The organism is Secundilactobacillus kimchicus JCM 15530, from assembly GCF_001433995.1.
Classification (GTDB): Bacteria; Bacillota; Bacilli; order Lactobacillales; family Lactobacillaceae; genus Secundilactobacillus; species Secundilactobacillus kimchicus.
Genome location: NZ_AZCX01000002.1, coordinates 378,605 through 405,542, shown reverse-complemented (window position 1 = coordinate 405,542; position 26,938 = coordinate 378,605). Strand labels below are relative to the sequence as shown.

Annotated in this window: 29 protein-coding genes and 1 tRNA gene; 12 read left to right on the top strand and 18 right to left on the bottom strand. The window is 45.7% G+C overall.

The window, feature by feature from the left end; all coding sequences use genetic code 11:
* Positions 1–16: 16 nt before the first annotated feature.
* Together FC96_RS04425 and FC96_RS04420 are read right to left on the bottom strand one after the other, a co-directional pair.
* Complete coding sequence (locus FC96_RS04425; protein ID WP_056942136.1) at positions 17–214, bottom strand: hypothetical protein; 198 nt, start codon at positions 212–214, stop codon at positions 17–19.
* Entirely contained in the window at positions 187–420 is a 234-nt protein-coding gene (locus FC96_RS04420) for a hypothetical protein (RefSeq protein WP_055679891.1), read from the bottom strand. The genes FC96_RS04425 and FC96_RS04420 overlap by 28 nt, the downstream gene beginning before the upstream one ends.
* Before the next feature lie 48 nt (positions 421–468).
* Here FC96_RS04420 and FC96_RS04415 point away from each other — a divergent pair, with 48 nt between their 5' ends.
* Positions 469–678: a YozE family protein gene (locus FC96_RS04415; RefSeq protein WP_056942135.1), complete on the top strand. Its 210-nt coding sequence runs from the start codon at positions 469–471 to the stop codon at positions 676–678.
* Here FC96_RS04415 and FC96_RS04410 read toward each other — a convergent pair.
* Both FC96_RS04410 and FC96_RS04405 read right to left on the bottom strand, forming a co-directional pair.
* The gene (locus FC96_RS04410; protein WP_055679892.1) at positions 647–850 is read right to left on the bottom strand and encodes a hypothetical protein; all 204 of its coding nucleotides are present in this window, start codon (positions 848–850) and stop codon (positions 647–649) included. The two genes, FC96_RS04415 and FC96_RS04410, sit on opposite strands and share 32 nt — an antisense overlap.
* A gap of 2 nt (positions 851–852) precedes the next feature.
* The gene (locus tag FC96_RS04405; protein ID WP_056942134.1) at positions 853–1,077 is read right to left on the bottom strand and encodes a helix-turn-helix transcriptional regulator; all 225 of its coding nucleotides are present in this window, start codon (positions 1,075–1,077) and stop codon (positions 853–855) included.
* A gap of 146 nt (positions 1,078–1,223) precedes the next feature.
* Here FC96_RS04405 and FC96_RS04400 point away from each other — a divergent pair, with 146 nt between their 5' ends.
* The 7 genes from FC96_RS04400 (at position 1,224) to FC96_RS04370 (ending at position 4,795) form a co-directional block, all read left to right on the top strand.
* Positions 1,224–1,556 (top strand): helix-turn-helix transcriptional regulator, encoded by a 333-nt coding sequence (locus FC96_RS04400; RefSeq protein WP_056942133.1) that lies wholly within the window; start codon positions 1,224–1,226, stop codon positions 1,554–1,556.
* A 12-nt stretch (positions 1,557–1,568) separates the two neighbouring features.
* Positions 1,569–2,021 (top strand): ImmA/IrrE family metallo-endopeptidase, encoded by a 453-nt coding sequence (locus FC96_RS04395; RefSeq protein WP_055679893.1) that lies wholly within the window; start codon positions 1,569–1,571, stop codon positions 2,019–2,021.
* 11 nt (positions 2,022–2,032) lie between these two features.
* Entirely contained in the window at positions 2,033–2,218 is a 186-nt protein-coding gene (locus FC96_RS04390) for a hypothetical protein (RefSeq protein ID WP_056942132.1), read from the top strand.
* Between the two features lie 34 nt (positions 2,219–2,252).
* On the top strand, positions 2,253–2,693 hold the full coding sequence (locus FC96_RS04385; protein WP_055679894.1) for an Ltp family lipoprotein: 441 nt from the start codon (positions 2,253–2,255) through the stop codon (positions 2,691–2,693).
* A gap of 16 nt (positions 2,694–2,709) precedes the next feature.
* A complete protein-coding gene (locus FC96_RS04380; RefSeq protein WP_056942131.1) occupies positions 2,710–3,105 on the top strand; it encodes a lipopolysaccharide assembly protein LapA domain-containing protein in 396 nt (131 codons plus the stop codon).
* Between the two features lie 24 nt (positions 3,106–3,129).
* Positions 3,130–3,495, top strand: coding sequence for a large-conductance mechanosensitive channel protein MscL (gene mscL, locus FC96_RS04375; protein ID WP_056942130.1), 366 nt, complete (start codon positions 3,130–3,132; stop codon positions 3,493–3,495).
* A gap of 163 nt (positions 3,496–3,658) precedes the next feature.
* Positions 3,659–4,795, top strand: a complete 1,137-nt coding sequence (locus FC96_RS04370) for a site-specific integrase (protein WP_056942129.1) — start codon at positions 3,659–3,661, stop codon at positions 4,793–4,795.
* Between the two features lie 143 nt (positions 4,796–4,938).
* On the opposite strand, the gene FC96_RS04365 is transcribed toward FC96_RS04370, so the two are convergent.
* From FC96_RS04365 to FC96_RS04355, 3 genes are all read right to left on the bottom strand, one after another.
* Positions 4,939–5,011, bottom strand: a tRNA-Arg gene (locus tag FC96_RS04365).
* Positions 5,012–5,060: 49 nt separating this feature from the next.
* Positions 5,061–6,362 (bottom strand): DEAD/DEAH box helicase, encoded by a 1,302-nt coding sequence (locus FC96_RS04360; protein ID WP_056942128.1) that lies wholly within the window; start codon positions 6,360–6,362, stop codon positions 5,061–5,063.
* Positions 6,363–6,375: 13 nt separating this feature from the next.
* Positions 6,376–7,374 carry a Gfo/Idh/MocA family protein gene (locus FC96_RS04355; protein ID WP_056942127.1) on the bottom strand — a complete coding sequence of 333 codons (999 nt, stop codon included), beginning with the start codon at positions 7,372–7,374 and terminating at the stop codon, positions 6,376–6,378.
* A gap of 205 nt (positions 7,375–7,579) precedes the next feature.
* Here FC96_RS04355 and FC96_RS04350 point away from each other — a divergent pair, with 205 nt between their 5' ends.
* Positions 7,580–7,954: a DUF4828 domain-containing protein gene (locus tag FC96_RS04350; protein WP_054659483.1), complete on the top strand. Its 375-nt coding sequence runs from the start codon at positions 7,580–7,582 to the stop codon at positions 7,952–7,954.
* Positions 7,955–8,008: 54 nt separating this feature from the next.
* Here FC96_RS04350 and FC96_RS04345 read toward each other — a convergent pair whose 3' ends face one another.
* Positions 8,009–8,782, bottom strand: a complete 774-nt coding sequence (locus FC96_RS04345; RefSeq protein ID WP_056942126.1) for a GH25 family lysozyme — start codon at positions 8,780–8,782, stop codon at positions 8,009–8,011.
* Between the two features lie 65 nt (positions 8,783–8,847).
* A complete protein-coding gene (locus FC96_RS04340; protein ID WP_056942125.1) occupies positions 8,848–9,705 on the bottom strand; it encodes a MurR/RpiR family transcriptional regulator in 858 nt (285 codons plus the stop codon).
* Positions 9,706–9,879: 174 nt separating this feature from the next.
* Between FC96_RS04340 and gntK the strand changes: the two genes are divergently transcribed.
* The 3 genes from gntK to FC96_RS04325 all read left to right on the top strand — a co-directional run bounded on the left by gntK (position 9,880) and on the right by FC96_RS04325 (position 14,320).
* The gene (gene gntK, locus FC96_RS04335) at positions 9,880–11,430 is read left to right on the top strand and encodes a gluconokinase (protein WP_056942124.1); all 1,551 of its coding nucleotides are present in this window, start codon (positions 9,880–9,882) and stop codon (positions 11,428–11,430) included.
* Positions 11,431–11,540: 110 nt separating this feature from the next.
* On the top strand, positions 11,541–12,899 hold the full coding sequence (locus FC96_RS04330) for a gluconate:H+ symporter (protein WP_054659479.1): 1,359 nt from the start codon (positions 11,541–11,543) through the stop codon (positions 12,897–12,899).
* A 101-nt stretch (positions 12,900–13,000) separates the two neighbouring features.
* The gene (locus tag FC96_RS04325) at positions 13,001–14,320 is read left to right on the top strand and encodes an APC family permease (protein WP_268872566.1); all 1,320 of its coding nucleotides are present in this window, start codon (positions 13,001–13,003) and stop codon (positions 14,318–14,320) included.
* Between the two features lie 43 nt (positions 14,321–14,363).
* Here FC96_RS04325 and FC96_RS04320 read toward each other — a convergent pair whose 3' ends face one another.
* The 9 genes from FC96_RS04320 to ligA all read right to left on the bottom strand — a co-directional run bounded on the left by FC96_RS04320 (position 14,364) and on the right by ligA (position 26,932).
* Positions 14,364–15,887 carry a gamma-glutamylcysteine synthetase gene (locus FC96_RS04320; protein ID WP_056942123.1) on the bottom strand — a complete coding sequence of 508 codons (1,524 nt, stop codon included), beginning with the start codon at positions 15,885–15,887 and terminating at the stop codon, positions 14,364–14,366.
* A gap of 95 nt (positions 15,888–15,982) precedes the next feature.
* Positions 15,983–17,761 (bottom strand): DNA helicase RecQ, encoded by a 1,779-nt coding sequence (gene recQ, locus FC96_RS04315; protein WP_056942122.1) that lies wholly within the window; start codon positions 17,759–17,761, stop codon positions 15,983–15,985.
* Between the two features lie 153 nt (positions 17,762–17,914).
* Positions 17,915–19,288 (bottom strand): 23S rRNA (uracil(1939)-C(5))-methyltransferase RlmD, encoded by a 1,374-nt coding sequence (rlmD, locus tag FC96_RS04310; RefSeq protein WP_056942121.1) that lies wholly within the window; start codon positions 19,286–19,288, stop codon positions 17,915–17,917.
* A 73-nt stretch (positions 19,289–19,361) separates the two neighbouring features.
* Positions 19,362–20,387, bottom strand: a complete 1,026-nt coding sequence (locus tag FC96_RS04305; protein ID WP_056942120.1) for a diacylglycerol kinase — start codon at positions 20,385–20,387, stop codon at positions 19,362–19,364.
* 21 nt (positions 20,388–20,408) lie between these two features.
* Positions 20,409–21,830, bottom strand: a complete 1,422-nt coding sequence (gene gatB, locus FC96_RS04300; RefSeq protein WP_056942119.1) for an Asp-tRNA(Asn)/Glu-tRNA(Gln) amidotransferase subunit GatB — start codon at positions 21,828–21,830, stop codon at positions 20,409–20,411.
* Complete coding sequence (gene gatA, locus FC96_RS04295; RefSeq protein WP_056942118.1) at positions 21,830–23,299, bottom strand: Asp-tRNA(Asn)/Glu-tRNA(Gln) amidotransferase subunit GatA; 1,470 nt, start codon at positions 23,297–23,299, stop codon at positions 21,830–21,832. Before gatA ends, gatB begins: the two co-directional genes overlap by 1 nt.
* Before the next feature lie 5 nt (positions 23,300–23,304).
* A complete protein-coding gene (gatC, locus tag FC96_RS04290; protein ID WP_054659477.1) occupies positions 23,305–23,613 on the bottom strand; it encodes an Asp-tRNA(Asn)/Glu-tRNA(Gln) amidotransferase subunit GatC in 309 nt (102 codons plus the stop codon).
* A 126-nt stretch (positions 23,614–23,739) separates the two neighbouring features.
* A complete protein-coding gene (locus FC96_RS04285; protein WP_156403152.1) occupies positions 23,740–24,882 on the bottom strand; it encodes a CamS family sex pheromone protein in 1,143 nt (380 codons plus the stop codon).
* Complete coding sequence (gene ligA / locus FC96_RS04280) at positions 24,869–26,932, bottom strand: NAD-dependent DNA ligase LigA (RefSeq protein WP_056942116.1); 2,064 nt, start codon at positions 26,930–26,932, stop codon at positions 24,869–24,871. Before ligA ends, FC96_RS04285 begins: the two co-directional genes overlap by 14 nt.
* Positions 26,933–26,938 lie beyond the last annotated feature (6 nt).

Sequence of the window (26,938 nt, the reverse complement as noted above, 5' to 3'; positions counted from 1 at the left end):
TTACCCGCCTAGGTCTTTAGTCATTAAACATTTGATGTTTCATTAGCCAGTCATGAACTGCTGGTAAATAATATCGTCGTTGAGTTCCGACCATGACGAACGGAAAATCCGGCTCATACAGGAACCGCTTGTCAGCCGTGTTAACATCCACATGGAGAACCTTTGATGCTAAATCCTTGCGAGTCATTAGTTCCATTGGTACTTGAGTTGGCATGGCCATTCCTCCTCATCCTCGGCCTCTTCAATTTCAACGTTCTTGACGCCGTAAGCAATAAACTTATTAACGATTGAAGTGACTGTTAAGCCTGTCTCGTGCTTGATATCAAGCAATTGATCATGCAAACTCACATCGATGCTGATCAGCTTTGATACTTTTGGTTCTTTGGATTTCTTTTCTAGAACTAGTCTTGGTTTTGCCATGGTTAAAACTTCCTTTCTGATATAATTTTTGCTAAAGGTGGTGATAAAATGAGCTTTTACAACTGGTTAATGAAATTCTCTGATGTAGACTTACCTATTGGAGATTTTGCAAGAGATGCAGCCGAAGATAAGAACTTTCCTCAAAACGTATCTAACTGGGATAACTTGCAGGATTACATCTTTGCTGTAAATCCCGGAGCAGAGTTCGAATCTATCAAAAATGCCTTTAATTATTACTTGGCCGAAGAACATCTGTAATTAACAACACACCATACTCATCTGGAAGTTCAATATCTCGATTACCGTATTTCCCTATCAATTTCCATTTTTGGTAAAGTCCGGCTCGAAGATACTGAACTTCTTTTCGTTTTGATAATTCTGTTAGCAACTCTTTCGTTGAAAAATCGCTAACCAGTCGAATTTTTGCCATGACTATGCCTCCTTACTTTTGTTACCAATTTGGTGACTTCTGGGCAAAAAAATATCGTCCATCGGTTTACGAAAAAGCTTTGCCAGTTTAAACATTTCATCGCTATCAAACGGTGTATCACCCCGTTCTTTCATTCCATACGTCTTCGGAGTAATTCCAAGAGCTCGTGCGACATCGGATTGAGACATGCTACTTTCTTTCCGCAGTGCGTATAATTTGTGTTGCATATGGCGACCTCCTTTCTATGCCATTTAGAATAGCACCGTTTCGGTGACATGTAAACAAAAATGTGCGAAAAAATAATATTTAGTTCCATTTCGGTGATTTATGTGCTACCATAAACTCATAATCCTACATATAAGGGGCATGGAAAATGGACGTAAATAAATTTATCGGCTCACAAATAAAAATCTTTCGAGAAGCACAGGGTATGACACAAGATCAATTGGCGGACAAGCTCGGAACTACCCGTCAAACTATCAGCCGTTATGAAAACGGGGATCGTAAAACCACTCAGGACGTGTTATTTGAGCTTGCTGGTATCTTCCATAAATCAGTAAATGACTTTTTTCCAGATGAAGATAACCGGGCGCCTTCAACTGCCGACGTGGTTGCCGCCCATATTGATGATGACACATCAGAAACTGAGCAAGAGCAAATCATCAATTTTATCGAGGCCCTCAAAAAGGCCCGTAATCAGGATTAAGGGGACTTGCCTATGACACCTTTTGAGAAATTAATCAGTCAACATCCAAAACTCAAATTTAAAATGAAACCTATGCCAGGCGGGCTTAGCGGTCTCACCTTGGGGGATGAGATCTATATCAATCCTAACCGGTCCTCGGTAACTCAATATGAGGTTCTACTTGAGGAACTAGCCCACCACGCTACCACTGTGGGTGACATTACGGCTCAGGATACGCAAGATAAGGTCAAGCAAGAGCTATACGCTCGGTCGGTCGCTCACCAAGAAGCGGTTCCTCTTGACGGTCTGATCAATTGCTTCGAAGAACAACTGTGGGCGGTAGACGAAATGGCGGAATATTTCAATGTTTCCCCAAAATATCTGCTTGAAGCTATCGACAACTATCGTTCTAAAAATGGCGAGCTATTTAAATACAATGGCTATTATTTTGACCTCACTCATGGAGTTAACATCACAAAAATATAAAGGGATCCTTTATGGTGAAAAAAATTGACTTACGGGATGAATTACTAAGAGTATCTAGTCAGGGACTAATTGGAGGTCCCATTGAAGTAGAAGGCAAAACCTATATTGGTGAAGACGCCATTCAAAAGGCCTACGATCTAATTGATTTGGTTCATATTCTCGAACGGCGTTACCGTGTTAAAACGCCCAAATCCTGATGGCGCAAAAAGCTGAAAGTTTGGAGGTTTAATCATGCGAAAAGTAGTAACTATGGGGGCCACTATTTTAGCAACACTTACCTTGGCAGCGTGTGGTAGCACGTCGTCAAGTAGCTCAAATAGTAGCAGCCAAAACACCACAGCTTCTTCGAGTTCTCAAAAGAAGCTGCCTGCCGAGTATCAATCGGCTTTAAATAAAGCACAGACGTACTCAGACACGATGCACCTTTCTAAAAAGGGCTTGTACCGACAGCTAACTTCTAGCTCTGGTGAGGCTTTTGAAAAGAAACCTGCACTATATGCGGTTAACCACGTAAAAGCCAACTGGAACGAAAACGCATTGGCTAAAGCAAAGGATTACCAGGACCAACAAAGTTTGTCACCTGCACGGATCAAAACGCAACTGACATCAAGCGTCGGCAAGCAATTTACAGAATCACAAGCAAACTATGCGGTTCAACACTTGAACAAATAAGAAAGGAATGTGCTTTTTGAAAAGACAAATATATATCATTATTATAATTTTGTTAATCATTCTTATTTCTATTTTCACTATTGCCAATGTAGAAAATGTTCGTGTTAATTTTTTAGTTGCTAATTTCAATATTCCTTTAATCATTCTAATATTATTGAATTTACTAATAGGAGCTTTTTTGACTTTTTTGGTCACTTCACTAAACTCTCTAAAAATCAAGAAAAAAATACGAGCCTTAGAAACAAGTTACCAAGAAAAAATTGACCAACAGACCAAACGCTTAACAAAATTACGGGCCGAAAATAGTTTACTTACCACTAGACTTAAAAATTCCAACGGTAAACAACTCTCTGGCCAGCAACAGCAAACCATCGATGAATTAAGTCAACAATTGGAATCCGATAAAGAATAATTTTAGAAGGAGATAGTACTAGCTATGTTTAAAGAATTTAAGGATTTTATTAATCGAGGTAACGTTATTGATTTGGCTGTTGGTGTCATTATTGGAGGTGCATTCACCAGTATTGTGGCATCGCTAACCGATAACTTGATCAATCCACTTTTAGGTGTCTTTCTAGGTCAAGTAGACTTCTCAAGTTTGGTGTTAAAAGTAGGCGCTGCTTCTTTTAAATATGGCGCATTCATTAACTCAATTATCAACTTTCTTATTATTGCCTTTGTAGTCTTCTTAATGGTGAAGGCAATTAATAAAGTAGTGCCTAAACCTAAAAAAGCAGAAGCTTCCCCTTCTAATGAGGAACTGTATCTAAAAGAAATTGCTGAACTTTTAAAGAAACAATAAAAAAACACATCGCCCCTCCGCCAAGAAAGTCGATGTGTTTTCACTGAAAGCCGTCTTTATAGGCTCTTTGTGTACCCCATTTTACATGAAAGAAGGTGATGCCACAATATCCGTTTTTCAATTACCCGCCTAGGTAATCAAAAAAAGAAAAGGATGATAAACTATGGCTTCAATTACAAAACGTGGCAAAACTTGGTTCGTTCGGGTTTCATTTTATGATGCAAACAACGAGCGACAATTCGCCAATCAAGGTGGCTTTAAAACAAAAAAAGAGGCGCAAATGTGGGCAAACAAGAATGAAGTTCAAAAGGATAATGGGGTTAATTTAGCCGCTGGTAATCAAAACTTTGTGGACTACTTCGTAAACTGGTACAAAACATACAAAGAACCGGTATTATCCGATAGTTCAAAGCTCCGCTACCGGTATACAATATCCATTGTCATGCAGTATTTTACTGGGCGTAAGCTCAACCAAATTACCAGGGCTGAGTACCAAAAGTTTTTAAATGACTATGCCCATCCAGTAGGTAAAAAAGAAAAGTCCATTAATAGTTCTGAGAAAGTAAACACCCAAATTAAAGCATCCGTCCGTGATGCTATTGAAGATGGTTTGATAACTCGTGATTTTACCGCTAAGACCACTATCACTGGACGCCCTGAAAAATCCAAAGATATGAAATACTTAGATGCGGCAGATGCTTCTGAATTGACCAAAGCACTAGAAGCCGATATCAGTGTTGAACATGCCACAAAGTTCATGGCTTTAGTTGCCCTCCAAACTGGTGCTCGATTTTCCGAAATTGCTGGCCTAACTTGGGACAATTTTTCATATGAAATGAAAACCATTCGAATCGAAAAGGCTTGGGACACAATCAATAAAAACGGCTTCACCACCACAAAAAACGAGCAATCTAAGCGAGTTATCAAGATAACCGATAGATTAGCCGAGCAACTCAGAAACTACCGCAAATTGCAGTTATTAAAGTTTAGCGACCTTGGCATTGAAAACCCGTTTAACCTTATCTTTTTAAATCAGTATGGTAAAGTTGGAGATTCAACAGGCGCTAACAAAACCTTGCACTCTGTTTTACGAGCCATTGGCGCCAAGGATATTAGCTTCCACGGCCTACGGCATACCCATGCTTCATATTTAATTTACAAGGGCGTATCCATTTACTACATTTCGTCCCGATTAGGGCACTCGAACTATTCAACCACGATCCGGGTTTACAGCCACATGCTGAAAGAAATGGAAAAAAAGGAGACCACCAAAGCCCTTGCGGCTCTAGCAGTCATGTAGGTTTTGGTGCACCAATCGGTTAAAAAATGCCTTTTGTGCACCAAATGTGCACAGTAATTTCATTTACTATCACGTTGGGTCATTCAAGAATGCCGTTAAATCAACGTTTCTGAGTGATAGAAAATGACTAAAAGTAATAAATATGACCCCACCCGGGCTCGAACCGGGATCATCCGCTTAGGAGGCGGGTGCCCTATCCAGTTGTGCTATGGGGCCAGCACAAGAACTATTTTCTCATGCCTGGTACTGCTTGTAAAGGTTGGCCTTAGTTTTGTTGTTGCCGCTTATGGCGCATTCCCTTCCGTTTGGAATGTTTATTTTTATGTTTCTTTTTTGCGGTCGGTTCAACAGGTGCGGCCGGCCGGGTGACGGTCCTCTCCGTTGGGGTCGATGATGTGGCAGGCACACCGCCAGCTGACACCCGTTTTGCTGTCACCGTTGGTGCTTGGTCCGTTGCCTCATTAGCTGCGACCAATTGGCGGTCTTGGTAAGCTATCGGAACTAGATTAAGGTCGGTCTTAACCAGTAGTCGTTTCAGATCACGAAAATCGTGGTCGTTCCCAAAATTGATGACTTGCCCCGGTTCGCCCATGCGGCCTGTTCGACCGGCACGGTGTGTATAACCGTTAGCAGTCGACGGTAAGTCATAATTAACCACGGCTGGTAGCTTAGCGATATCTAACCCTCGAGCGGCTACGTCAGTCGACAACAATAGCTTGATACGGCCCAATCTAAAATCCGTCAGTGCTTTTTGACGTTCTGTTTGTCGTTGGTTGGCCGTCAAAGTGGCCGCAGCAACGTGGTTATGGCGCAACCAACTGGCTGTTTTTTGCAAGCCAGCGACGTTGTCAAAAAAGACCAAGCCTTTAAACTGCTTCATTTCGGCCAACCGCCTGAGCATGACGTTTTTCTTTAAATTAGAAATCGTGAGCAACCCGTGACGGACCGCTCCTTGAGTTTGGTCAATAGCCCGAACATCGTAACGTGTCACGGGTTGGCCAAACCATTTTTCAAGCGATTCACCGGTCAGTTGTGGGGTTTCGGTTGCCGAGAAAAAGCCGAGCTGAACCTCGCCGGGGACAGCTTGCAAAATCCACCGAACCGTGTCGAAAGTCTCGCCCTCCAGCAGATCATCCGCCTCATCAATAATCACGGTTTTGACCCCAGCCACCTTAAGTCGTCGGTCATCAATTAAATTTTGAATCCGACCCGGTGTCCCCACAATTAAATCAGGATGCTTTTTAAGTTGCTCCATTTGTCGCTTAACGTTAGCCCCACCAGTGATCGCGGTCACCTTTAAGTTCACAAGGTCCGCAAACGTTCGCGCAACATTGGTGAGTTGCATCGCCAACTCCTGGGAGGGAGCCACAATCATGGCCTGGATGCCATCACCAGGCGTCATTTTCTCAAGCATGGGTAAGACAAACCCAAGCGTTTTGCCGGAACCCGTAGGTGCTAGGCCGAGCACGCTGTCCCCATCTAAGAGCGGCTGGTACACGGCTTCTTGAATGGGTGATAGTTGGCTAAACCCTAATTTTTCAAATCGTTGTTGAAACTCGGTTATCATGTGTGTCTCCATTCTATTTTTCGTCAGTAAAGACAATCTTACCAGATTGACGAAGGTTGAACAGCACTTTATTGACCTGAACACTCAGATTTAACCAACGTTGATAGTCACGGTGGTTGTCTGGATTATCCGGATCGTTAATAACCCGGGCAAAATCCAGGACTTCGGGCAACATCGGATTATCAGTCACTGGCTGGCTGATTGTTTGCTTTTCACCCGCTTCATCAAAGTAATCCACGTTGCTAATTTCCCCAGCATCGTCAATCACAATCGTGTCCTTGAGCCCGTACACCTCCGACACCATGTGGGAGTTCACAATCTTCCCAAAATTAAGTGTGACATCGTACTCGTCGTAACTTAAAACGGCCGTCCCCTTGCCATCAACGCGAGTGCGGATGAGTTGCGGATAATAGGCCACATCCTCAGGGACGCCGAACAGTGTCACTGCGTCATATACGGTATAAACGCCGAGATCTTGTAACGCCCCACCAGCAAAATGCCGTGAAAACACGTTGGGCTCTTCGCCTGCGAGCACGTTATCATACCGTGATGAGTACTTCATGTACGTCAATGTTGCCCCCTGAATGACGGGCATTTTTTTGATTTGAGCTTCAATGGCGTGGAAGTTCGGCGTATGAATGTTTCGAGCAGCTTCAAAGTATTTCAATTCGGGGTGCGTCTTCAACAACTCCATGATAGCTTCCATTTGGCGTTGGTTTTCAAATGCGGGTTTCTCAACAATGATATGCTTGCCGGCTTTGATTCCCATAACGGCCTGTTCATAATGAAGACTGTTAGGCGACGCAATGTATACAGTATTAAAGGTCCCGTTGTTAAAAAAATCATCTAGATTGCTAAAAAATTCCTGGGCACCGTTCTTTTGACCAAATGCCTCAGCGGTCTCTAATCGGCGAGAATAGACACTAGTTAATTCAAACTGTTCTGAGCTTGCGGCAGCTTCAACAAACTGTTGGGTAATCCAGTTTGTTCCAATAATTCCGAGTTTAATCATGGTCGTCCTCCTTAATTTGGCTTCACCTAATATGATAGCAGTTCCACGGCCCCGATGAAATGACGATTCACGTTATTTTTCCGGCGACCAACTAAGCGGTGCATTTGAATGGTACAATAATTTTAAAGAGACAGGAAACATTGTGCTTATTTTATGAATTTAGCCCATAAACGTGTTATATTACTGGAAAAAGGAGGGGCAGATTATGCGACGCAAGCGGTTAATTGAACATGGTAAATCGCTCTTATTCGGACTAGCCAAACGATCCGCCAAAAAGCAGCCTGCGCCAGCATCCCCGATGATCTTTGTTGGCTCCTGGACGCTTCATGCCAGTGATTCAAATCGTCATCACTCCCTACTGATTGGCCCGGACTTGACGGTCACCATCGATAACCACACCATTCCAGGCAACGTCGAAAAAGTGACGGCGAACGAACTGCTATTTTTGGATCGCTTTGGCTACCATCTCGCCGTCAAATGTAACGAGACACAACCAATTGAAATGTACGATGAAGCTGGCGAGATGACCTATACGATTGAGGGTCATAACAGTCCAACTGACCCGACTAATAATAAATAAACCCGTCATAACCAAAAAAGACAAGCCGTCAGCAAAATGCTGATGCTTGTCTTTTTAATTAACCCGATTGAGATACTGTTTCCACTGAACTTTGGTCCCGTTAAATACGGATAACGACACTGTTTGAGCTTGCCCATTAATCGTCATTTTCCCATCTGGATTGTATTCAATAAACCGAATCCGGCGACTGAGCTGGCCCGGGTTACTATCCGTAACCCACCGGCCATAGGCCCCTAATCCGCGCACCTTAACGGCCTGCCAGACCTTCTGTGAGCACCACACGATAACGGGGTGCCCGGTTGTCAGTCGGAGCTTATTAAGAAAGACCAATAAGCGGCGGCCGAGGTGGCGCTGGCTCACGACCTGAGCCGTATAGTCCCCATAAAAATCAACTTGAACCGCTATTGGCAAGTCACCAAGTCGGGTTCCGACAGCCTTTTTAAAATGGTCAAGTTGCGCCGTTGGCGTTGTCGAGAAACTGAAAAAATGGTCGACACCTAACTTCAACCTCGTCCCCTCCGCCCGATCATAGCCGCTTTGGAATTGGTCATCCGTGTAGGACGCGCCCGTTGTGGCTTTCAGGTATACAAAGGCGACATGCTGGTTAGCCAGCTGCTGAAAGTCCACAAAGCCGGCCTGCTGGTTCAAGGCAACACCGTGAATTGGAAACCGGCTCAAACGCACCTGTTTTTCGTGTTGCCAAAACAACCAGACCGAAAAAAATAACAGGATGACCGCTAAAATAATCAAGAATCGCGTCACCCAGTATCGACGGTGCATTTGTTGATACGTATTCGAGTAAATGGGTTGCACATCTCGCCGTTTCACGCTATTGTCCTCGCTTTACCAATCTGCCATTTATTCTACCATACTCTGCAAATCGGTAAAGTCACCTATGATTCAGGATTTCGCGTTTCATCAATGGCTTGGCGAACCCGGTGCATCACAGCTTCAGTCCGATGACTTAACTTAATAGCGACAATGGTAAATAAACTATCAATTAACGCGAGTTGAGCAATCAGCGTATAAATTCCATCCGAGCGTTGATTGACTTGATCGGCTAACGATAACAGCGCAATATCTGCTTTTTGTGCCAGCGAGGACCGCCCATAACTAGTAATCGCAATCACGGGCACGTGATTGCGCTTTAACTGGTTTAAAACCGTTAGTGTCTGCTGATTTTCTCCTGAATGAGAAATCATAATCGCGCAATCGTTTTTCGTTAGTTTGGCAGCCTGCATCAACTGGACGTCGTAGTCGGGATAATATTCACTATTAATAGAAGTCCGCAAGAACTTGTGATAACCGTCTAGCGCTGCGACCGATGATCCACCTAACCCGAAAAATGCCAGTTGATGGGCCCGTAATATCCACTCAACTGCTTCATCTAAAGTTTCCTCATGAAGAACCGCTTGAGTCGAAATCAAAGCATCAATCATGGCCTGAAAAGTTTTACGGGCCATGGTATTCATCGAGTCGTCCGGGTCAATTTTCTTAAAAATCGTACTTTGAGCACCATCTGCTTTCACGTTGGCAAGTTCCATGCTAAACTCACGGTAGTTAGTATAGCCAACTGTTTTTGCAAACCGCGAAATGGACGCCGTAGAAACACCAACCTTCTCGGCAAGTTCGTTGATGGTCAACTCGCTCACAGACTGGGGTTGGGCAAAAATATAATCGGCAATTTTTTGGTGCAATCGGCTCAGATTCGGATAATAAGAGCGAATGGTACTGATAGCTGAGCGTGCCACTTTAATAAGCCCCCTGTCACAAACTTAGTTCAATTCATCACCATTCTATGGCATTTGAAAAACTTTTACAAGATAATACTTGAAATGTGAAAATTTTTTTCATATAATTGGTTTTGTTTAAACTACATGGACAAGAAAGCGTTTACCTTAGATTTAAGAAAGGAAGTTTAAAAAATGGATTACATGATTGGTGTAGACATCGGAACAACCAGCGTCAAAACGGTATTGTTCGATGATAAGGGCCAGGTTAAGGGCTATTCCAATAACCTTTACCCCCTCTACCAAGACGTGCCTGATATGGCGGAAGAAGATCCTGAAGAAATCTTCTCAGCCATTGTCGACGGTTTGACCACCGTTTTACGAAAAGCTGATTTAAGGTCCGGCGAACTGAAAGGGGTTTCATTCTCAGCCGCCATGCACAGCTTAATTTTACTTGATGAGAATCATAAACCGCTGACTCGGGCTATTACATGGGCGGATAACCGGGCCGTGAAGTATGCCGACGAGCTCCGTGAAAACGGCGTTGGCAAGCAAATTTATGAAAAAACTGGGACCCCTATCCACCCGATGACGCCTTTCACTAAACTCATCTGGTTGCGAAATGAGCATCAAGATTTATTTAATCAAGCCAAATGGTTCGTTGGAATCAAGGAATACGTCATCTATAAACTCTTTGGCGAGTTAAAAGAAGACTACTCGATTGCCAACGCAACTGGGATGTTCAACATCTTTAATATGGATTGGGACCAACAGGCCCTCGACTTAGCTGGTGTCACTCGCGATCAGTTACCAGAATTGGTTGATACAACGGCTACCGTCAGCGGCATGAATGCGGATTATGCTAAGGTGATTGGCATTGACCCTAACACACCATTTGTGATGGGTGCTTCAGATGGTCCACTTGCTAACCTTGGCGTCAATGCCATTGATCCCGGGGTTGTCGCTGTGACGATTGGAACCTCAGGGGCCGTGCGAGTTGTCACTGACAAGCCGAAAATCGATCCAAAGGGCCGTGTCTTTTGTTACTACTTGGCACCAAACAAGTGGGTTGTGGGTGGCCCCGTTAATAACGGTGGGATTGTTTTCCGTTGGGTTCGCGATCAACTGTTTGCACCTGAAAAAATTACCGCTGAGCAACTCCAAGTCGATAGTTACGACTTATTAACGGAGATTGCCTCTAAGGTACCAGCTGGTTCTGATGGTCTCATTTTCCATCCGTTCCTCGGTGGTGAACGGGCACCGATCTGGGACGCTAATGCTCGTGGCTCGTTCTTTGGATTAACCAGAACACACACTCGCGCGCACATGGTTCGGGCTGCTCTTGAAGGCATTGTCTACAACCTGTACACCGTGATGATCGCCCTTGAAGAAGTGGTCGGTAAACCAAAGAGTATCCAGGCTACCGGTGGATTTGCCCGTTCGGCCCTTTGGCGCCAAATGTTAGCTGACATTTTTGAACAAGACGTCAACATTCCAGAAAGTGTTGAAGGTACGGCGCTTGGAGCTGCAGTATTAGGCATGTATAGCCTTGGTGCTATTCAAGATCTCAGTGAAGTGAAAAACTTTGTCGGGGTGACAAACGTTCACAAGCCTAATCCTGAGACCTACGACGCTTATCGCGCCCTTGTTCCAATTTATATTCGCTTAAGTCGTCAATTACAGACTGAATATAAAGCAATTGCTGATTACCAACGCCAACATGAATCTAAAAAGGCTGAAAAGTAATCACTATTAACATTGTTTCCAAGCTTCTTAAAAATTAAAAAGGGTTTGTCTTAACTTGGAATACCGGAAACAGTTTTGTTTCCAAATCTATAAACGAAAGGGTTAAAATCATGGAACTACTTGCTCTAGTGATTGGTGTCATTTTCCTGTTGGTTTTAATTATTCAGTTTAAAATCAATACGTTTGTCTCACTGATCTTAACATCCGTGTTGACCGCTATTTTACTTGGTATGAACCTTTCCACGATCGCTTCAACGATTGAAACTGGGATTGGTAGCCAACTTGGTGAGTTATCACTTGTCTTTGGTTTTGGCGCGATGCTGGGTCGGTTAGTTGCCGACGCTGGTGGGGCCCACACCATTGCAACAACCTTGATTCAAAAGTTCGGTAAGAAACGGCTACAATTAGCTATTATGTTAGCCTCATTTATTATTGGGATCGCCCTCTTCTTCGAAGTTGGGATGGTTCTGCTGATTCCTATCGTCTTTGCCATCGCAGTTGAAGCCGGCGTCCCAATCTTGTATCTTGGGATTTCAATGGCAGCTGCGTTGTCTGTCACCCACGGGTTCTTGCCACCTCACCCGGCCCCAGTTGCGATCGCTCAAGTTTTGGGCGCTAACGACGGTAAAGTGCTCTTGTTTGGGTTAATTGTGGCAATTCCTTCTGCTTACGTGGCCGGCCCATTATTCACGAAATTAGCCCAAAAGTTCGCCCCATCGGCTTTCGCCCAAAAGGGTAACTTGAGTTCATTTGGTGAAATGAAGACCCCTGCTCCAGGTGAAGCACCCGGTTTTGGGATCTCAGTTTTGACATCGTTGATGCCCGTTATCTTAATGGCCATCACGACCGTTTACACCATGGTCCTTCACGGCGGTCACATGCCAAGCAAGAACCTATCCATCATGGATCAGATTGTTGCCCTCATTGGATCACCGTCGATGGCAATGTTGCTTTCTTTAATGTTTGCAATGTGGGCCATGGGCTGGAACCGGCACCGGTCAACTAAGCAAATTATGGATACCGTTGAAAATGCGGTTAAATCCATTGCCATGTTGCTGTTAGTTATTGGTGGTGGTGGTGCTTTCAAGAACGTGTTGATTGAAGGTGGCGTTGGTGATGAAGTTGCCAAATTATTCATTCATTCAAACTTCTCACCACTCATTTTAGGTTGGCTCGTTGCTGTGATCTTACGGGTTGCACTTGGTTCTGCAACCGTTGCTTCATTGACAGCTGCCGGAATCGTTGCGCCATTGATGGTTCAAGCAAATGTTGATCCTGCGTTGATGGTACTGGCAATCGGTGCTGGGTCACTGGCCGCTTCTCACGTTAACGATGCTGGTTTCTGGATGTTCCGGGAATACTTCGATTTGACGGTCAAGCAAACACTTTCGATCTGGACCGTGCTGGAGACGATCATCTCCATTGTCGGGATTCTCGTTGTCTTAATTTTGAATTTATTCTTCCACTAAACTATTTTTGTTTGAATAACCCTTCCCCCGCTGACAGCTAATTGTCGCGGGGGTTTTTGTTTGCTATAATAAATCGTTATTCAAAAAAGGAGTCCGGTCAGTTGAAGTCACAACCAAGTCTAAAACGCGAAATTGGATTATTCTCCGCCCTATCTACCGTGATGGGAACGGTCATTGGAGGCGGCGTATTTTTCAAGGTTGCTGCCGTTGTTGGCGCAACCCAATCAACGAGTCTAACATTACTTGCCTGGGTCTTAGGCGGCTTGTTAACGCTTTGTGGTGGGCTTTCCGCGGCGGAACTAGCAGCGGCCATCCCCAAAACCGGTGGGGCCATCAAATACCTAGAATACACTTACGGAAAGTTACCAGGGTTTCTCATGGGTTGGGCCCTGATTCTGGTCTATTATCCAGCTAATATTGCAGCCCTCTCAATTATTTTTTCGACTCAGGTCCTGAACCTGTTTAACTTATCGGCCATTTGGCACATTCCGATTGCCGTTGCGTGCGCCGCCAGTCTAGCAGGACTGAACTTCTTAGGGGCTCGAGTCGGTGGTGCTTTCCAATCCATTGCCCTCATTTTTAAGCTCATTCCCCTCGCCATTATTGTCATTTTCGGGTTGCTCGCACCCAGCAACGTGGCAGTTAGTCTTTGGCCCGTTTCGGCTGGTGCTCACCTCGACTTCTGGCACGCCTTCAGTAGTGGGTTACTTGCCACGATGTTTGCCTACGATGGTTGGATCAGTATTGGTAATATTGCAGGCGAAATGAAATCCCCTGAAAAAGACCTCCCCAAAGCCATCATTGGTGGTCTCACTTTAATTACCCTGATCTATGCTATCGTTAACTTTGTTTTTCTTAAAACGTTACCGTTGGACCAATTAGCTGGTAATCAAAATGCCGCCTCCCAGGCGGCTCAAGTCATCTTCGGACCAGCAGGTGGCAAACTGGTCACAGTGGGCATATTAATTTCAGTCTACGGCGCGATTAACGGCTACACCCTGACTGGGATGCGCATTCCCTTTGCTATGGCTAGTGAGGATGCACTCCCCTTCAGTCAACAACTGAAGAAGCTGTCACCGCACACATACGTCCCTTACTTCGCCGGCCTCGTCCAATTAGGAATCTCTCTGTTAATGATTTTTATGGGGTCGTTTGACACCTTAACGGACATGTTGGTTTTCGTCATGTGGATTTTCAATGTCATGTTGTTTGTGGCCTTGTTTGTGCTCCGGCGGCGAGAGCCTCAATTAAAGCGCCCTTATCGCGTGCCGGGCTATCCCATCATTCCCATTATCGCCATCATTGGTGGCCTGTTTATCGTTGTGGTCACCATTGTGACCCAAACTGGCCTAGCGCTGGTGGGAGTTGGTTTGACCTTACTCGGAATTCCCGTTTATTACGGTCATCGCTATCGAAACTAACAAAAAACCATGGTCTACTCAGATGCCGAGTAGACCATGGTTTTTATCGTGTTGTTGGAACTGGAAGATCCGGAAAGAGTCGTTTTAAGTAGGTTGTCGCGTCCTCTTCGGGCAAGAAATCAACGGAAACCACTTGGGTCATCCCGTCAAATGTCATCATTAACATACTCTCGCCATTTTCATCGCGGACTTCATAGTAACGAACACCCAGCTGAACCGCCCTAAAAATCAGCTCCTGGGCTCGCACCGACAGCCGTGAAAAGACTGGTAGTAAATCCGCTGCCCCCGTTCGTTCAGCCTTCAGTTGCGCTGCACGGGTGACACCATATTCCATCAGACTGCCGTTTTTGATGTGTTTTGTCAATTTGGCCGCCGGTGTTAATTCAGGATGTGTCATGACTTCACTAAAGTCATCGAGGGCTGTTAACTGTTCGCTGTGAGCAGCCAACTTCACCGCCAAATCATGGAGCTCATCAAAAATTTGCCGTCCCTGTTGTTCCGCAATCGTATGGCTAGTCGGGGCCTCTAGTGCGACCTGATTATTCAAACGTTCAGCCGCCTGTAAGTCTGCTTCAAGCGTCGACCCAGTCACCGGTGTGACCATTAAATATAAAAAGTATATTTTCAAAAAATTCAGTGCATGGCGACTAACACCATTTGACGTATATGGCGTGTTATCAAAAACCCGGAACTCCAGGTATTTGATCCCTCGAGTCAGATAATCCGGCAGCGCTTTTTGACCCCGAAAACGAACGGGGCCGTAAAATTCGGCTTGTGAATACAACACGCCGGCGGCCACTTGTTTTTCAAGCGTCTCGATAAAGGCTGGCAAGGACTGATAAATACCGGCACCGACACCGTCAGCCGGCTGATTCGAATACCCATACTGACTGTTGCGAAGACTTCTAGCAGGTCCGGAGAGTGGTGCGGTCCCCATACTCTCAAAGTAACCCTTTTCGGCAACCGGTGAAGCGCCAAATAAATACGTTAACAGCCATCGATTTAAGACCATGTTTTGGGCTAGCTGGAAATAGAGGGCATTTTTAAAAGCGGTCACGTGGTCGAACTGATCTTGATAGTGACCAAATAATCGATTAATCACCGGATCTGGCAAGTTAAAGTTAATATGCACACCCGTCACGATTTTTCGGTCAACACCGTACTTTTTAGTCAAATAGTCTCGGTACGCCCGGTAAGCCGGTCGGCCAAAATGAGATTTAATGGTCTCTCGATCGGCTTCACTCACTGCAGGTGGCATACTCAATGGCCAGATTCGGTCGTCTCCCTCGAGGGTCCGAAATAAGACGGTTTGGAGGGTATCAAGTTGATCCAAAACGCCGCTAATATTAGGGTTGGGGTCCGTAATCAACTCCGTTTGGCTTTCGCCAAAATCGGATTGCACGTACGGATGAAACGTCCGGGAACCCAATGCTGTGGGATGCGGTCGGGTGCTTACCCGGCCGGCTTTATCAATTCGGTTTTCTTCTATCTCAATTCCAATTAGGCTATGAAAGAGTTGCTCAGACACGCCTTCTTGTTGAATAACACCCAGTAGGTTTTCTAGCATGCGCCCTGCCCCTTACCATTAAAATTACTTTAATTATACATTAAAGCAAATGGTGAAACAACGCTGATGCTTTAAAGATTAGCCAACGCTAACCGTCACTGATTAGGCGACATTTCTGACTTCTCCGCCTGATTAGCTTGAATAATTGCTAAGAATTGTGCCCCATACTTCGCCAATTTACTTTCACCAATTCCCTTAACGGTTAACATTTCCGTCTCAGTTTGTGGCATAACAGCACACATATCTCGAAGGGTCTTATCAGAAAAAATAACAAAAGGCGGGACACCTTGCTCACTGGCAAGGCTCAACCGTAACTGTCGGAGTTGTTCAAACAACGCATCATTAACCGGCAAGCTCTTAGTCGCCTTGAGGGCTGTTTTACGAAAGACCTGTTGCTGGCCTTGCAAGACTTCAAGTCCAAGGGCCGAAACGCGCAACGTAGGGTATTGGCCGCCAGAGGCCTGCAGATAACCAGCGGCGGTTAAATAATCAATGAGACCCACGACCGCCTTTTGAGACTGGCCTTTCATTAACCCATACGTTGAGAGCCGGTCAAATTGAAACTGTTTAATTCGGGCGACTTGGGATCCCACTAATACTTGAGCCACAAGCCCTTTACCAAACCGTTCGTTCATCCGCCGAACACAGGATAACACCTTTTGCGTGTCGACTGTAATATCTTGCAATTCACGGGTATCTAAACAGTTGCTGCAACGACCGCAGGCTTCTCCCACATCGCCAAAGTAACTCAAAATGAACGTTTGAAGGCATTCTTCCGTATTCGCGTACTGACTCATCAACTGTAGCTTTTCATATTCTCGCTTTTTGCCAGCTTCATCACGCTCAGACTGATCAATTAAAAAATGTTGAATCGCGACGTCAGCCAATTTAAAGAGCAAAATTGCTTCACTGGGTAACCCGTCTCGACCTGCCCGACCAGCTTCTTGATAATAGGCCTCCAATGAACCTGGCACTTGATCGTGAATGACAAATCGAACGTTGCTCTTATCAATTCCCATCCCAAAAGCGTTCGTCGCAACCATCACACTGGCACGATCATACAAAAAATCATCCTGATTGGCCTGCCGTTCTTCTTTAGAGAGACCGCCATGGTAGAGCGCCACTTTAACATGATGTTTTTTCAATAGATGATAGACACGTTCAACTTCTTTTCGCGTACTGGCATAGATGATACCCGCCTGATCCGCATTTAGCCGCACATAATCTAATAGGTAGCGATCACTATCCTGGTCCTTGACCACCTTAAAGGCAAGATTATCGCGTTCAAATCCAGTTTTAACTTCGTTATTAATCCCCAATCGCTGTTTGATATCCCGGGCAACTTGAGGCGTCGCAGTAGCCGTCAACGCCACCACTGTCGGCTGACTAGGTAGCCGCTTCAAATTATCTGTTAGTGTCAAATAACTTGGCCGAAAATCGTGGCCCCATTGGGAAATACAATGGGCTTCGTCAATTGCGACCAGGTCAATGGGTAACGTCGCCAATTGGTCAAACGCTTCTGAATCCAACCGTTCAGGTGACACATAGAGAAGCTTAATTCGCCCCGCCTGAAGGACTTCAAATCGATCTCGCATTTCTGAGTAGTCCAAAGTGCTATTAATAAACGTCGCTGGAATGTCGTTATCGTTTAACGCATCTACTTGATCTTTCATAAGCGAAATCAGGGGCGAAACCACCAGCGTGACCCCCGCCATTAACATTGCTGGAATCTGGTAACACAGTGACTTCCCACCCCCTGTTGGCATAATCGTTAACACGTTTTGGCCCGCCAAGAGATCATCGATGACTTCTTTTTGACCAGATCGAAACTGATCATATCCAAATTTAGTTTTTAATAATGTTTCTGGGGTCATAGAACCGTCCTTTGTAAACTGAGATGTCTTTCTTAAGTATTATACGTAGAATGGCCTGACTTTTCATCGAAATCCTTAAATTTCAGGGTCAAACTACTGAACTAATTAAAAAATCCTCCAGGCCAATGACCTGTCGGATTTAATAAAGACCACTTAGTCGCGTTCCAACAACGTAACACTTTCAATATGCGGCGTTTGTGGAAATTGGTCCACCGGCTGAATCGGACCAACCACGTGGTAACCACGTTCAGCGAACCGTTGAATATCCCGGACCAAAGTGGAAGGATTACAACTGACATAAACGACCCGTTTAGGCGCCATTTGAGTGGCGCTTTCAATCAGTGTCTCGTCTAATCCTTTTCGTGGTGGATCGACCACGATGACATCGGGTTTCATGCCCATTTCTTGCCACTTGCTCATTTGATACTCAGCTTTATTAGCCACGAACTCAACGTTGTCTAAATGGTTTAACTTTGCGTTCCGCTTTGCGTCCGCAACGGCATCGCTAACCACTTCAACCCCAAACACATCACCTGCATGCCGAGCCATGGCCAACGAAATGGTTCCAATCCCACAGTAGGCATCAATGACAACATCCCGATCGGACAGCTGTGCCTTATCAATCGCAATTTGGTACAACTTCTCGGTCTGCTGTGGATTAACTTGATAAAATGACTGTGCTGAGATGGCAAATTGATTGCCAAGTAATTTATCAAAAATAACGTCTTCGCCGTAGATTGTCTTCGTTACTGGTCCCATGATCACGTTTGTCGCCCGGTTATTGACGTTGTGAACGATGCTTTTAACGTGCGGTAATTGTGCCGTAATCCCCTTGATCAAATCCTGAGCATGAGGTAGCGTCTTGCTGTTGGTAATGAAACCAATCATCATGTCATCACTGTAATAACCCTGACGGACCATGATGTTTCGAATTATCCCTGACTGATCAGCTTCATTGTATGGGGCCAACCCATATTCCCTGAGAAGATCGCGAACCACAATAATTGCTTGATCAATCCGGGCATCTTGGATGTAATAGTCCTCTAACGGCACTAAATCGTGAGAATGTTGCCGATAAAATCCCGTTTCCAACTGACCGTTGACCAACCGAACCGGGATTTGGGCTTTATTCCGATACTGGTATGGTTTTTCCATTCCCAGCGTTTCTGACACTTCAATATCCAACTTCGCTTTAGCCAGTAAAGACTCAATCTGGTGCTGTTTAAAAACCAATTGAGCGGCGTACGTCATGTGTTGTAACGGCGCAATCCCCGCTTGAGCCAGTCGACGATCCTCTTTTTTGACTTCAACCCGGTCTGGCGATGTTGTCTCTCGTTCAAGGCAACGTGCGTAGCCAAAGTTTTTACCCGCTTTTGTGACCACGGCCTTGATGGTTTCACCCGGTAGCGCATCCGCCACAAAAAGTGGGTAACGGTCGACTTTTAAGACACCAAGCCCTTCGTATGTGAGGTCTTCGATTGTGCCTTCGATTGTTTGGTTCTTTGTTACAGGTGCTGAAATTTTCATTAGTTCTCCTTAATCTGAAAAAGGGTTTAACTGCACTACGTATCATACAGCAAAACCCTTCAAAAGAACACCATTACTCTTCGTTAATGCTATCTGGTCGCTGGTCGGCAGGAAGTTCCTTGACCCCTTCAACAAACCGACGCTCAGCCTCAAGAAGCTCCTGGGCTTCAGTTTCAACCGCATTATCCGGAATCGCATCCAAGTTGGCGTAAAATTCAATGTGTTGTTTCAAGTTCTTAAACGTCATTGGGGCATCGCCGCCGTATTCACCGTCTAAGTTAATCATAATCCGTGAACCATCCTGTGGTTTAACAGTAACAGTTGACACTTTCCGATAAATAATTCGGGGATCTTTAACGTGTCGACCACCATTTAGCACTAACGTAATCAAATGTAAGATCTCAACCATGTTGCTGGTTTTCACAATAATCATCGTAAATTTACCGTCGTTTAGTGAGGCGTCCGGCACAATTTGTTCTAGGCCACCAATCGAATTGGTGAGGGCCAAGAAAAACATCGACGCCTTCCCCGAATAAGTCTCTGAATCGTACTTCAAATCCATGTTGAACGGTCGAATTTGTGGCAGTAATTCGGCGCCCTTAACAAGGTAGGCCAGGTAGCCAAATAGCGATTTGAATTCTGAGGGCACATCATAGGTCAATTCGGTTAGCCGTCCGCCCCCTGCAATGTTGACGAAGTACGTCTCTCCCGCCTGGCCAATGTCCATCTTAATCGTTTGTTGTTTCAACACCACTTTAGCCGCTTCCAACGGATCTTCTCTCGGAATATGAAGGGCTCTCGCATAGTCATTCGTTGTCCCGGCTGGAATAACCGCCATCTTAGGCCGTTTCTTCAGGCCAGCAATGCCGTTGACCACTTGATTAATCGTCCCGTCGCCGCCGGCTGCGACAACTAGATCGAACCCGTCCCGCGCTGCCCGATTCGCTTCATTGGCAGCGGAGTCAGGGTCGGCAGTCGTCGCAAAGGCACTTGTTTCGTAACCTGCTTGTTCAAATACGTTTAAGATTTCGATCATATCCTTCTTCAAAGCTTCACGCCCCGAAGTTGGGTTGTAGATTACTCGCGCACGTTTACGCATATCCTGCCGCCACCATTCCGCTTATTTTTTCAGTGAAGCCATCAAAAGTTGGTTAACCACTTTCGGATTTGCCTTACCGTGGGTTTGTTTCATAATTTGGCCCACAAGGAAGCCAACTGCCCGGTCTTTACCATTGTTAAAGTCTTCAACGGACTGTTGGTTGTCAGCTAAGACCCCATCAATAATTGGCTGGAGTTGAGCTGGGTCGGATAATTGAACCAGTCCTTTTTCTTCAACAAACGCCTTGGGTTCTTGACCTTCTGTAATGGCCTTAAAGACTTTCTTGGCCATCTTCGTTGAGATCGTCCCATCATTGATCAAGTTGATCATTCCGGCCAAGTTAGCAGGCGTTAAATCCGTATCCTGCAAATCAACTTGTTTGTCATTCAAAAAGGCATTGACGTCACCTTGCAGGTAGTTAGCTGCCATCTTAGGGTCAGCGCCCAATGCAACGGTTTCGTCAAAGAAATCTGACATTTCTTTGGTTTGTGTCAAAACCATAGCATCGTAGTCCGTGATGCCTAGCTCATTGACGTAACGGTCACGCCGCTTACCTGGCATCTCGGGCATACTAGCGTTAATGTCGTTAATCCAGTCATCCGAAATTTGCAAGGCCGGTAGATCCGGTTCTGGGAAGTAACGGTAGTCATCAGAACCTTCCTTGACCCGCATCAAAATCGTCTGACCGCTAGCTTCATCATAGCGCCGAGTTTCTTGTTGGATCTCACCGCCAGACATTAACACCCGTTGTTGCCGCTGTTCTTCGAAAGCCAATCCCTTTCGAACATAGTTAAAGGAGTTCAAGTTCTTCAACTCAGTTTTTGTCCCAAATTCAGTTTGTCCAACCGGTCGCACCGAAATGTTAACGTCAACCCGCATGGATCCTTCTTCCATTTTCACGTCAGAAATGCCCGTAAATTGAATCCGTTGTCTTAACGCTTCTAGATAAGCATATGCTTCGTCAGGCGATGCAATTTCTGGCTTCGACACAATTTCAATTAGTGGCGTGCCTTGACGGTTCAGATCCACGTATGAATAGTCGCGTTCATGGGTGTTTTTCCCGGCATCTTCTTCAATATGCATTTCAGCGATACCGATTTTCTTCTTGGTACCATCAACGTCAACTTCAATCCACCCATCGTGGGCAAGTGGCTTATCAGATTGAGAAATCTGGTAGGCTTTGGGATTATCCGGATAGAAGTAATTTTTTCGGTCGAAGTGAGTCTGTTGTTCGACTTTAGCGTGCAGCGCTAAAGCTGCCTTAATGCCGCTTTCGACAACCCCTTTGTTCGTCGTTGGCAATACCCCGGGGTACCCCCAATCAATAACGTTAGTGTTAGCGTTTGGATCGTCCCCAAATTCAACGGGAGACGGACTGAAAATCTTTGAATTTGTTTTAAGTTCAACGTGGACTTCCAAGCCAATCGTTGTTTCAAAGTTCATTATGCTTGCCCCCCTAAACTTGGTGTCTGGTTGTGATAATCGGTTGCTTGTTCAAAGACATAGCCTGCTTTATACAGCGTGCTTTCGTCAAATGGCCGGCCAATTAGCTGCATCCCAACCGGTAATCCAGCTACTTGTCCAGCTGGCAATGATAATCCTGGTAATCCAGCCAAATTAACCGGAATTGTTAAAATATCATTCATGTACATCGTCATCGGATCCGAAATCTCGTCACCAATCTTGAAAGCCGTGGTTGGCGTAACCGGTCCCATAATAAAATCGTGATCCTTCAAAACTGCCTTGAAATCGTCAATAATAAGCGTCCGAACCTGAGCGGCTTTCTTAAAGTAGGCATCGTAAAAACCGGCTGAAAGTGAGAACGTTCCCAGCATAATGCGCCGCTTAACTTCGTCGCCAAATCCCTCTGACCGCGATTTCACGTACACGTCTTCCAAGTTAGTGACGTCGTCAGCACGGTAACCATAACGAATACCATCAAACCGTTGCAAGTTAGACGAAGCCTCAGATGACGCGATGATGTAATAAGCAGCGACGCCATACTTGTTATGTGGCAGTGAGACTTCTTCAACGGTTGCTCCTAGTTCCCGGTATTTATCGGCTGCGGCCAAAATGGCAGCTTTGACACCTTCATCGACCCCCTCACCGAGAAATTCAGTTGGTAACCCAATCTTCATCCCCTTAACAGAAGTGGTGTCGTTTAATTCGGCTGCAAAATCTGGAACTTCTTGAGTTGACGAGGTTAAATCGTGGCCGTCATGACCGGCCAATGCAGATAACAATGTGGCATTATCTTTAACCGTCCGCGTCATGGGTCCAATTTCATCCAAACTTGAAGCGAAGGCGATAAGACCCCACCGTGAGATTCGACCGTAAGTTGGCTTCATCCCAACAATGCCGTTAAACGCAGCAGGTTGTCGAATAGAACCACCAGTATCAGAACCGAGAGCTGCGATCACTTGACCAGAGGCAACGGCGGCCGCTGAACCACCTGAGGAGCCACCTGGTACTCGGTCTTGATCCCAGGCGTTTTTAGTAATCTTAAAGGCTGAATTTTCAGTCGAACCACCCATAGCAAACTCGTCCATGTTGGTTTTCCCAACATTAACCGTGCCTAGTGCCGCTAACTTTTCAACAACTGTGGCGTCGTAAATAGGCTTGAAATTTTCGAGCATTTTAGATGCGGCAGTCGTTGTGAGCCCCTTTGTTACAATGTTGTCTTTGATTGCTAATGGAATACCTGACAAGACGTTATCGGCGTCCACCCCGGCAGCATCGATTTCAGCTGCTTTTTTGAGGGCGGCTTCCTTGTTCAGCGCTAAGAATGCACCGATCTTTGGGTCGGTTTTATCAATATTGTCAAAAGTTTGTTGAACCAAATCGACCACTGTGATTTTTTTGTTTAAAAGATCATCGTGTAGTGTGGCGAGGTCTTTTCCAAAGTAGTTCATGGGTATTATTCATCCTCGCTTTCGTCAATGATGGCCGGAACCTTAATATAGCCATTTTCGGATTCTGGCGCGTTTGCTAGCAATGCACCACGCTGGCCCCAGTTGTCCGCTACGTCTTCACGCATGACGTTCAATTGATCGCTAACGGAAGATGTTGGTTCGATGTTATCAGTCTTAACTTCATCAAGGGTTTCAAATAAACCGATGATGTCGTCTAGTTGTTTTGTAAAGTAATCCACCTGGTTGTCTTTAAGCTCAAGTTTTGCCAAACCGGCAACGTGTTTTACCTGATCCTGATCAATTCGACTTGCCATCAAGTTTCCCTCTTTCACAAGATATTGTCATGGGCGTTGAATCATGGTCTGTTTTCAACGCTACACAAAAACAGTTTACCACATAAAAAGGGCCATTTCTGCCCCTTTTTGAACTCCAAATTAACTTTAGTAACTATTGAAAACATGCGATGTGAATCGCTTTTCGTTTGCTGAACGACTCAGATAACTCTGAACGCCATCAGCCGATTTCACAAGAATGTCGATGGGCGCATTTGCAGGCAGATACTTCTGGGCCGCTTGCTGCAGATACTGGGTAAAACTGATAATTTCAGTTTGACTGTAGAACTGAGTCGTGATGTTCACGTTCATCCCCGTCAACTTTTTATCAGTATACTGAGCTTGAGCAGTCACCCCACTCAGATTAGGAAAGAAGCTTTGAACCTGGGTCTTGAAGTTTTCAAATGATCCAGAGTCGTTACTGTTCCCGGTGTTCGAACTACCGGAAGAAGGTGGATAGACGTAGTTCGCTTGGCTAATGGACGTCCATGATCCCACCTTTGTTGTACCAGCCTTGTTGGTTGAATATGCAAAAAATGTTCCCCCCACTAAGCTGTCATTGGAAGCTTGGCGGTACAGGGCAATCGTAATCGGCACATTTTTTAGTGCCGCCCGTTTTCTTAGTCGTGCTAACACTGTATTGGCAATGGCCTGACCCTGTTTTTGAGCCTCCGCCTTACTGATTTTAGTCTCGTACGTCGCCCCAAACTTCACCTTAGTGTAATAATCAACCGAGTTCAAACCAAGACCAATCGTGACGCCTGAAAGTTTGAGATTCTTACCGTTTTGGGTCATGTAGTCCTGCTCTTCAAGTTGTTGCAGGTAAATTGGGTTCCGTTTTGTTGGACTGGTTGAACCGTTATCCTTGGGGTTTAACCCCGTTGGATTACTTTTAGATTGTCGACCCAACCAATCTTGAACGGTGCTGGTTGAGAGCAACTGTCCTTCTCGGAAAATGTACTTGTCAGGTGAAAAGACTCGTTTTGAGACCGTTAGGAGCCCGTTTTCAAAGCTTTTAAGATTGTATTGATTATCATTTTGTGAGACGTTGACACCCCGAGACTTACTCGTGACATAGCGGCCATTTTGGATGACGCCTTGATAATCACCCGATTCCGCTTTTCCCGTCAGAGTGGTCGACTTACTTGATGACTCGCCCCCCGTCGACATTGAACTGCCACCCAGGTTACCACAGGCACTGAGCACCAGCACCATTAGGGCGAGGGCCACCATCGTTTTAATTTTTTTCATCCGTGTTTCCTCCATCAGCCGATTCAGCCGTCATTTCTTGTGCAAACCGGGTTTCGTCCCAGACTTCAATGGATAAGGATTCAGCTTTTGATAGCTTACTTCCTGCGTCCGAGCCAGCTACAACCAGGTCCGTCTTAGCACTAACGCTACCCGTAACCGTTGCGCCTTGGCTTTCTAACCAAGCCGTTGCCTGGGGCCGCGACATCGTCCTTAACTTACCGGTTAAGACCACCCGTTTGCCGTTGAAGAAACCGTCTTCGGGGGCGTCTGCAGCACTGGCAGCTGTGAACGTCATATTGACGCCTTGAGCTTGTAATTCGGCAATCAGTTGAGTTGACTCCGGCATCGCCATATAAGTGGCGACACTGTCAGCAATCGTTGGGCCCACAGCGTCAATGTTAGCAATCTCTTCGCTCGACGCCGTCACAATGGCAGCCATCGAACCAAAGTGCTCAGCAATGACCCGGGCCGCTTTAGCGCCAACATGGCGAATCCCTAAACCAAATAATAAGCGCTCTGACGAATTTTGACGACTGTTATCAATGGCTGACAGTAGGTTTGTCGCCGATTTTTCACCAAATTTGTCAAGTGTCATTAATTGGTCTAACTGGAGCTTATAGAGGTCCGAAACATCGGCTACCAACTGCTTATCGAACAATTGAGCAATAATCCGGGGACCTAACCCATCAATGTTCATCGCATTGCGTGACGCAAAGTGATTCACCTGTTCTGCCAGCTGAGCTGGACACCGTGGATTAATGCAGCGCAGAGCCACCTCGTCGTCTAAGTGCACGAGCTCGGCGCCACAAGATGGACAATGGGTTGGAATCACATACGGTTGTGTCGAGTCATCCCGGAGCGCTTTTACGTAATTTGATATTTCTGGAATGATGTCGCCCGCTTTATGAAGCATCACGGTATCCCCGATCCGAATGTCTTTTTCCGTCAGGTAGTCCGGATTGTGTAACGATGCTCTCGCCACCGTTGTCCCTGCTAATTGCACGGGATTCATAATTGCTGTTGGTGTGACAACTCCCGTCCGACCAACCGTCCACTCAATATCCAAGACCTTCGTTTGGGCCTCTTCAGGCGGGAACTTGTATGCAATAGCCCACCGCGGAACTTTAACCGTCGCACCCATTTCGTGTTGCAGTGGTAACGAATTGGCCTTAATGACAATGCCGTCAATCCCGTACGACAGTGCGTCCCGCTGCCCAGTGTAGTCGTCCACGTAATCGTAAACTTCAGCCATCGTCGTCGCCACTCGGTTGGTTGGGTTTGTTGTGAACCCAAGCTCCGCTAATTCGGTCAGTAAACCACTTTGCGTTCTCGTTGTTAACGGTGTGTAATCGGCCACATTATACATAAACGTACTGAGTTTTCGGGAAGCCGTGACCCGCGGGTCTAACTGCCGCAGACTACCAGCCGCGGCATTTCGCGGGTTAGCAAATACCGGTTTTCCTTCAGCATCCCGCCGTTCATTAAGTTCAATAAACGACGCTTTAGGCATGTAACATTCTCCTCGAACATCGATGGTCAGCGGCCGACTCAACTTTTGGGGAATGGACGGAATCGTTTTTAAGTTCTGGGTGATATCTTCACCAATTACCCCGTTGCCTCGAGTCGAGCCCTGAACCAACTCGCCGGCCACGTAACGCAGCGAAATAGCCAGACCGTCAATTTTTAACTCACAGTTGTAAGGGACCGGCTCACCTACCGCCTCACGGACCCGGGCATCAAATTCCGCCAGCTCGTCGCGAGAAAAAACATCGCCTAACGACAACATCGGAATCTCGTGAGTCACCTTTGAGAACTCGGTCAAGGCTGTCCCCCCAACATTTTGAGTTGGTGAGTCAGCTGTTACCAGATCCGGATACTTGGTCTCAATCGCAACCAGCTTGGCATATTCTCGATCATATACCGAATCTTCAACTTCAGGTGCATCACTGGTATAGTATGCTGCTCCCCAAGCTGTTAGCTTGGGCCGTAATTCGCTGGCCAGTTTTTCGGCTTCTGCTTTTGTTAACCCATCTATTGACTGATTAGCCATGACGCT

What these genes read in the sequence shown, in the direction of transcription:
- FC96_RS04405 (WP_056942134.1), bottom strand. Translation starts at nt 1,077, where the DNA reads ATGCAACACAAATTATACGCACTGCGGAAAGAAAGTAGCATGTCTCAA.
- FC96_RS04305 (WP_056942120.1), bottom strand. Translation starts at nt 20,387, where the DNA reads ATGCGTAAACGTGCGCGAGTAATCTACAACCCAACTTCGGGGCGTGAA.
- ligA (WP_056942116.1), bottom strand. Translation starts at nt 26,932, where the DNA reads ATGGCTAATCAGTCAATAGATGGGTTAACAAAAGCAGAAGCCGAAAAA.
- FC96_RS04415 (WP_056942135.1), top strand. Translation starts at nt 469, where the DNA reads ATGAGCTTTTACAACTGGTTAATGAAATTCTCTGATGTAGACTTACCT.
- FC96_RS04285 (WP_156403152.1), bottom strand. Translation starts at nt 24,882, where the DNA reads ATGAAAAAAATTAAAACGATGGTGGCCCTCGCCCTAATGGTGCTGGTG.
- FC96_RS04370 (WP_056942129.1), top strand. Translation starts at nt 3,659, where the DNA reads ATGGCTTCAATTACAAAACGTGGCAAAACTTGGTTCGTTCGGGTTTCA.
- FC96_RS04400 (WP_056942133.1), top strand. Translation starts at nt 1,224, where the DNA reads ATGGACGTAAATAAATTTATCGGCTCACAAATAAAAATCTTTCGAGAA.
- gatB (WP_056942119.1), bottom strand. Translation starts at nt 21,830, where the DNA reads ATGAACTTTGAAACAACGATTGGCTTGGAAGTCCACGTTGAACTTAAA.
- FC96_RS04385 (WP_055679894.1), top strand. Translation starts at nt 2,253, where the DNA reads ATGCGAAAAGTAGTAACTATGGGGGCCACTATTTTAGCAACACTTACC.
- FC96_RS04330 (WP_054659479.1), top strand. Translation starts at nt 11,541, where the DNA reads ATGGAACTACTTGCTCTAGTGATTGGTGTCATTTTCCTGTTGGTTTTA.
- FC96_RS04355 (WP_056942127.1), bottom strand. Translation starts at nt 7,374, where the DNA reads ATGATTAAACTCGGAATTATTGGAACAAACTGGATTACCCAACAGTTT.
- FC96_RS04425 (WP_056942136.1), bottom strand. Translation starts at nt 214, where the DNA reads ATGCCAACTCAAGTACCAATGGAACTAATGACTCGCAAGGATTTAGCA.
- FC96_RS04395 (WP_055679893.1), top strand. Translation starts at nt 1,569, where the DNA reads ATGACACCTTTTGAGAAATTAATCAGTCAACATCCAAAACTCAAATTT.
- FC96_RS04320 (WP_056942123.1), bottom strand. Translation starts at nt 15,887, where the DNA reads ATGCTAGAAAACCTACTGGGTGTTATTCAACAAGAAGGCGTGTCTGAG.
- FC96_RS04420 (WP_055679891.1), bottom strand. Translation starts at nt 420, where the DNA reads ATGGCAAAACCAAGACTAGTTCTAGAAAAGAAATCCAAAGAACCAAAA.
- gatC (WP_054659477.1), bottom strand. Translation starts at nt 23,613, where the DNA reads ATGGCAAGTCGAATTGATCAGGATCAGGTAAAACACGTTGCCGGTTTG.
- recQ (WP_056942122.1), bottom strand. Translation starts at nt 17,761, where the DNA reads ATGACCCCAGAAACATTATTAAAAACTAAATTTGGATATGATCAGTTT.
- FC96_RS04360 (WP_056942128.1), bottom strand. Translation starts at nt 6,362, where the DNA reads ATGATAACCGAGTTTCAACAACGATTTGAAAAATTAGGGTTTAGCCAA.
- FC96_RS04410 (WP_055679892.1), bottom strand. Translation starts at nt 850, where the DNA reads ATGGCAAAAATTCGACTGGTTAGCGATTTTTCAACGAAAGAGTTGCTA.
- gntK (WP_056942124.1), top strand. Translation starts at nt 9,880, where the DNA reads ATGGATTACATGATTGGTGTAGACATCGGAACAACCAGCGTCAAAACG.
- rlmD (WP_056942121.1), bottom strand. Translation starts at nt 19,288, where the DNA reads ATGAAAATTTCAGCACCTGTAACAAAGAACCAAACAATCGAAGGCACA.
- FC96_RS04390 (WP_056942132.1), top strand. Translation starts at nt 2,033, where the DNA reads ATGGTGAAAAAAATTGACTTACGGGATGAATTACTAAGAGTATCTAGT.
- mscL (WP_056942130.1), top strand. Translation starts at nt 3,130, where the DNA reads ATGTTTAAAGAATTTAAGGATTTTATTAATCGAGGTAACGTTATTGAT.
- FC96_RS04350 (WP_054659483.1), top strand. Translation starts at nt 7,580, where the DNA reads ATGCGACGCAAGCGGTTAATTGAACATGGTAAATCGCTCTTATTCGGA.
- gatA (WP_056942118.1), bottom strand. Translation starts at nt 23,299, where the DNA reads ATGAACTACTTTGGAAAAGACCTCGCCACACTACACGATGATCTTTTA.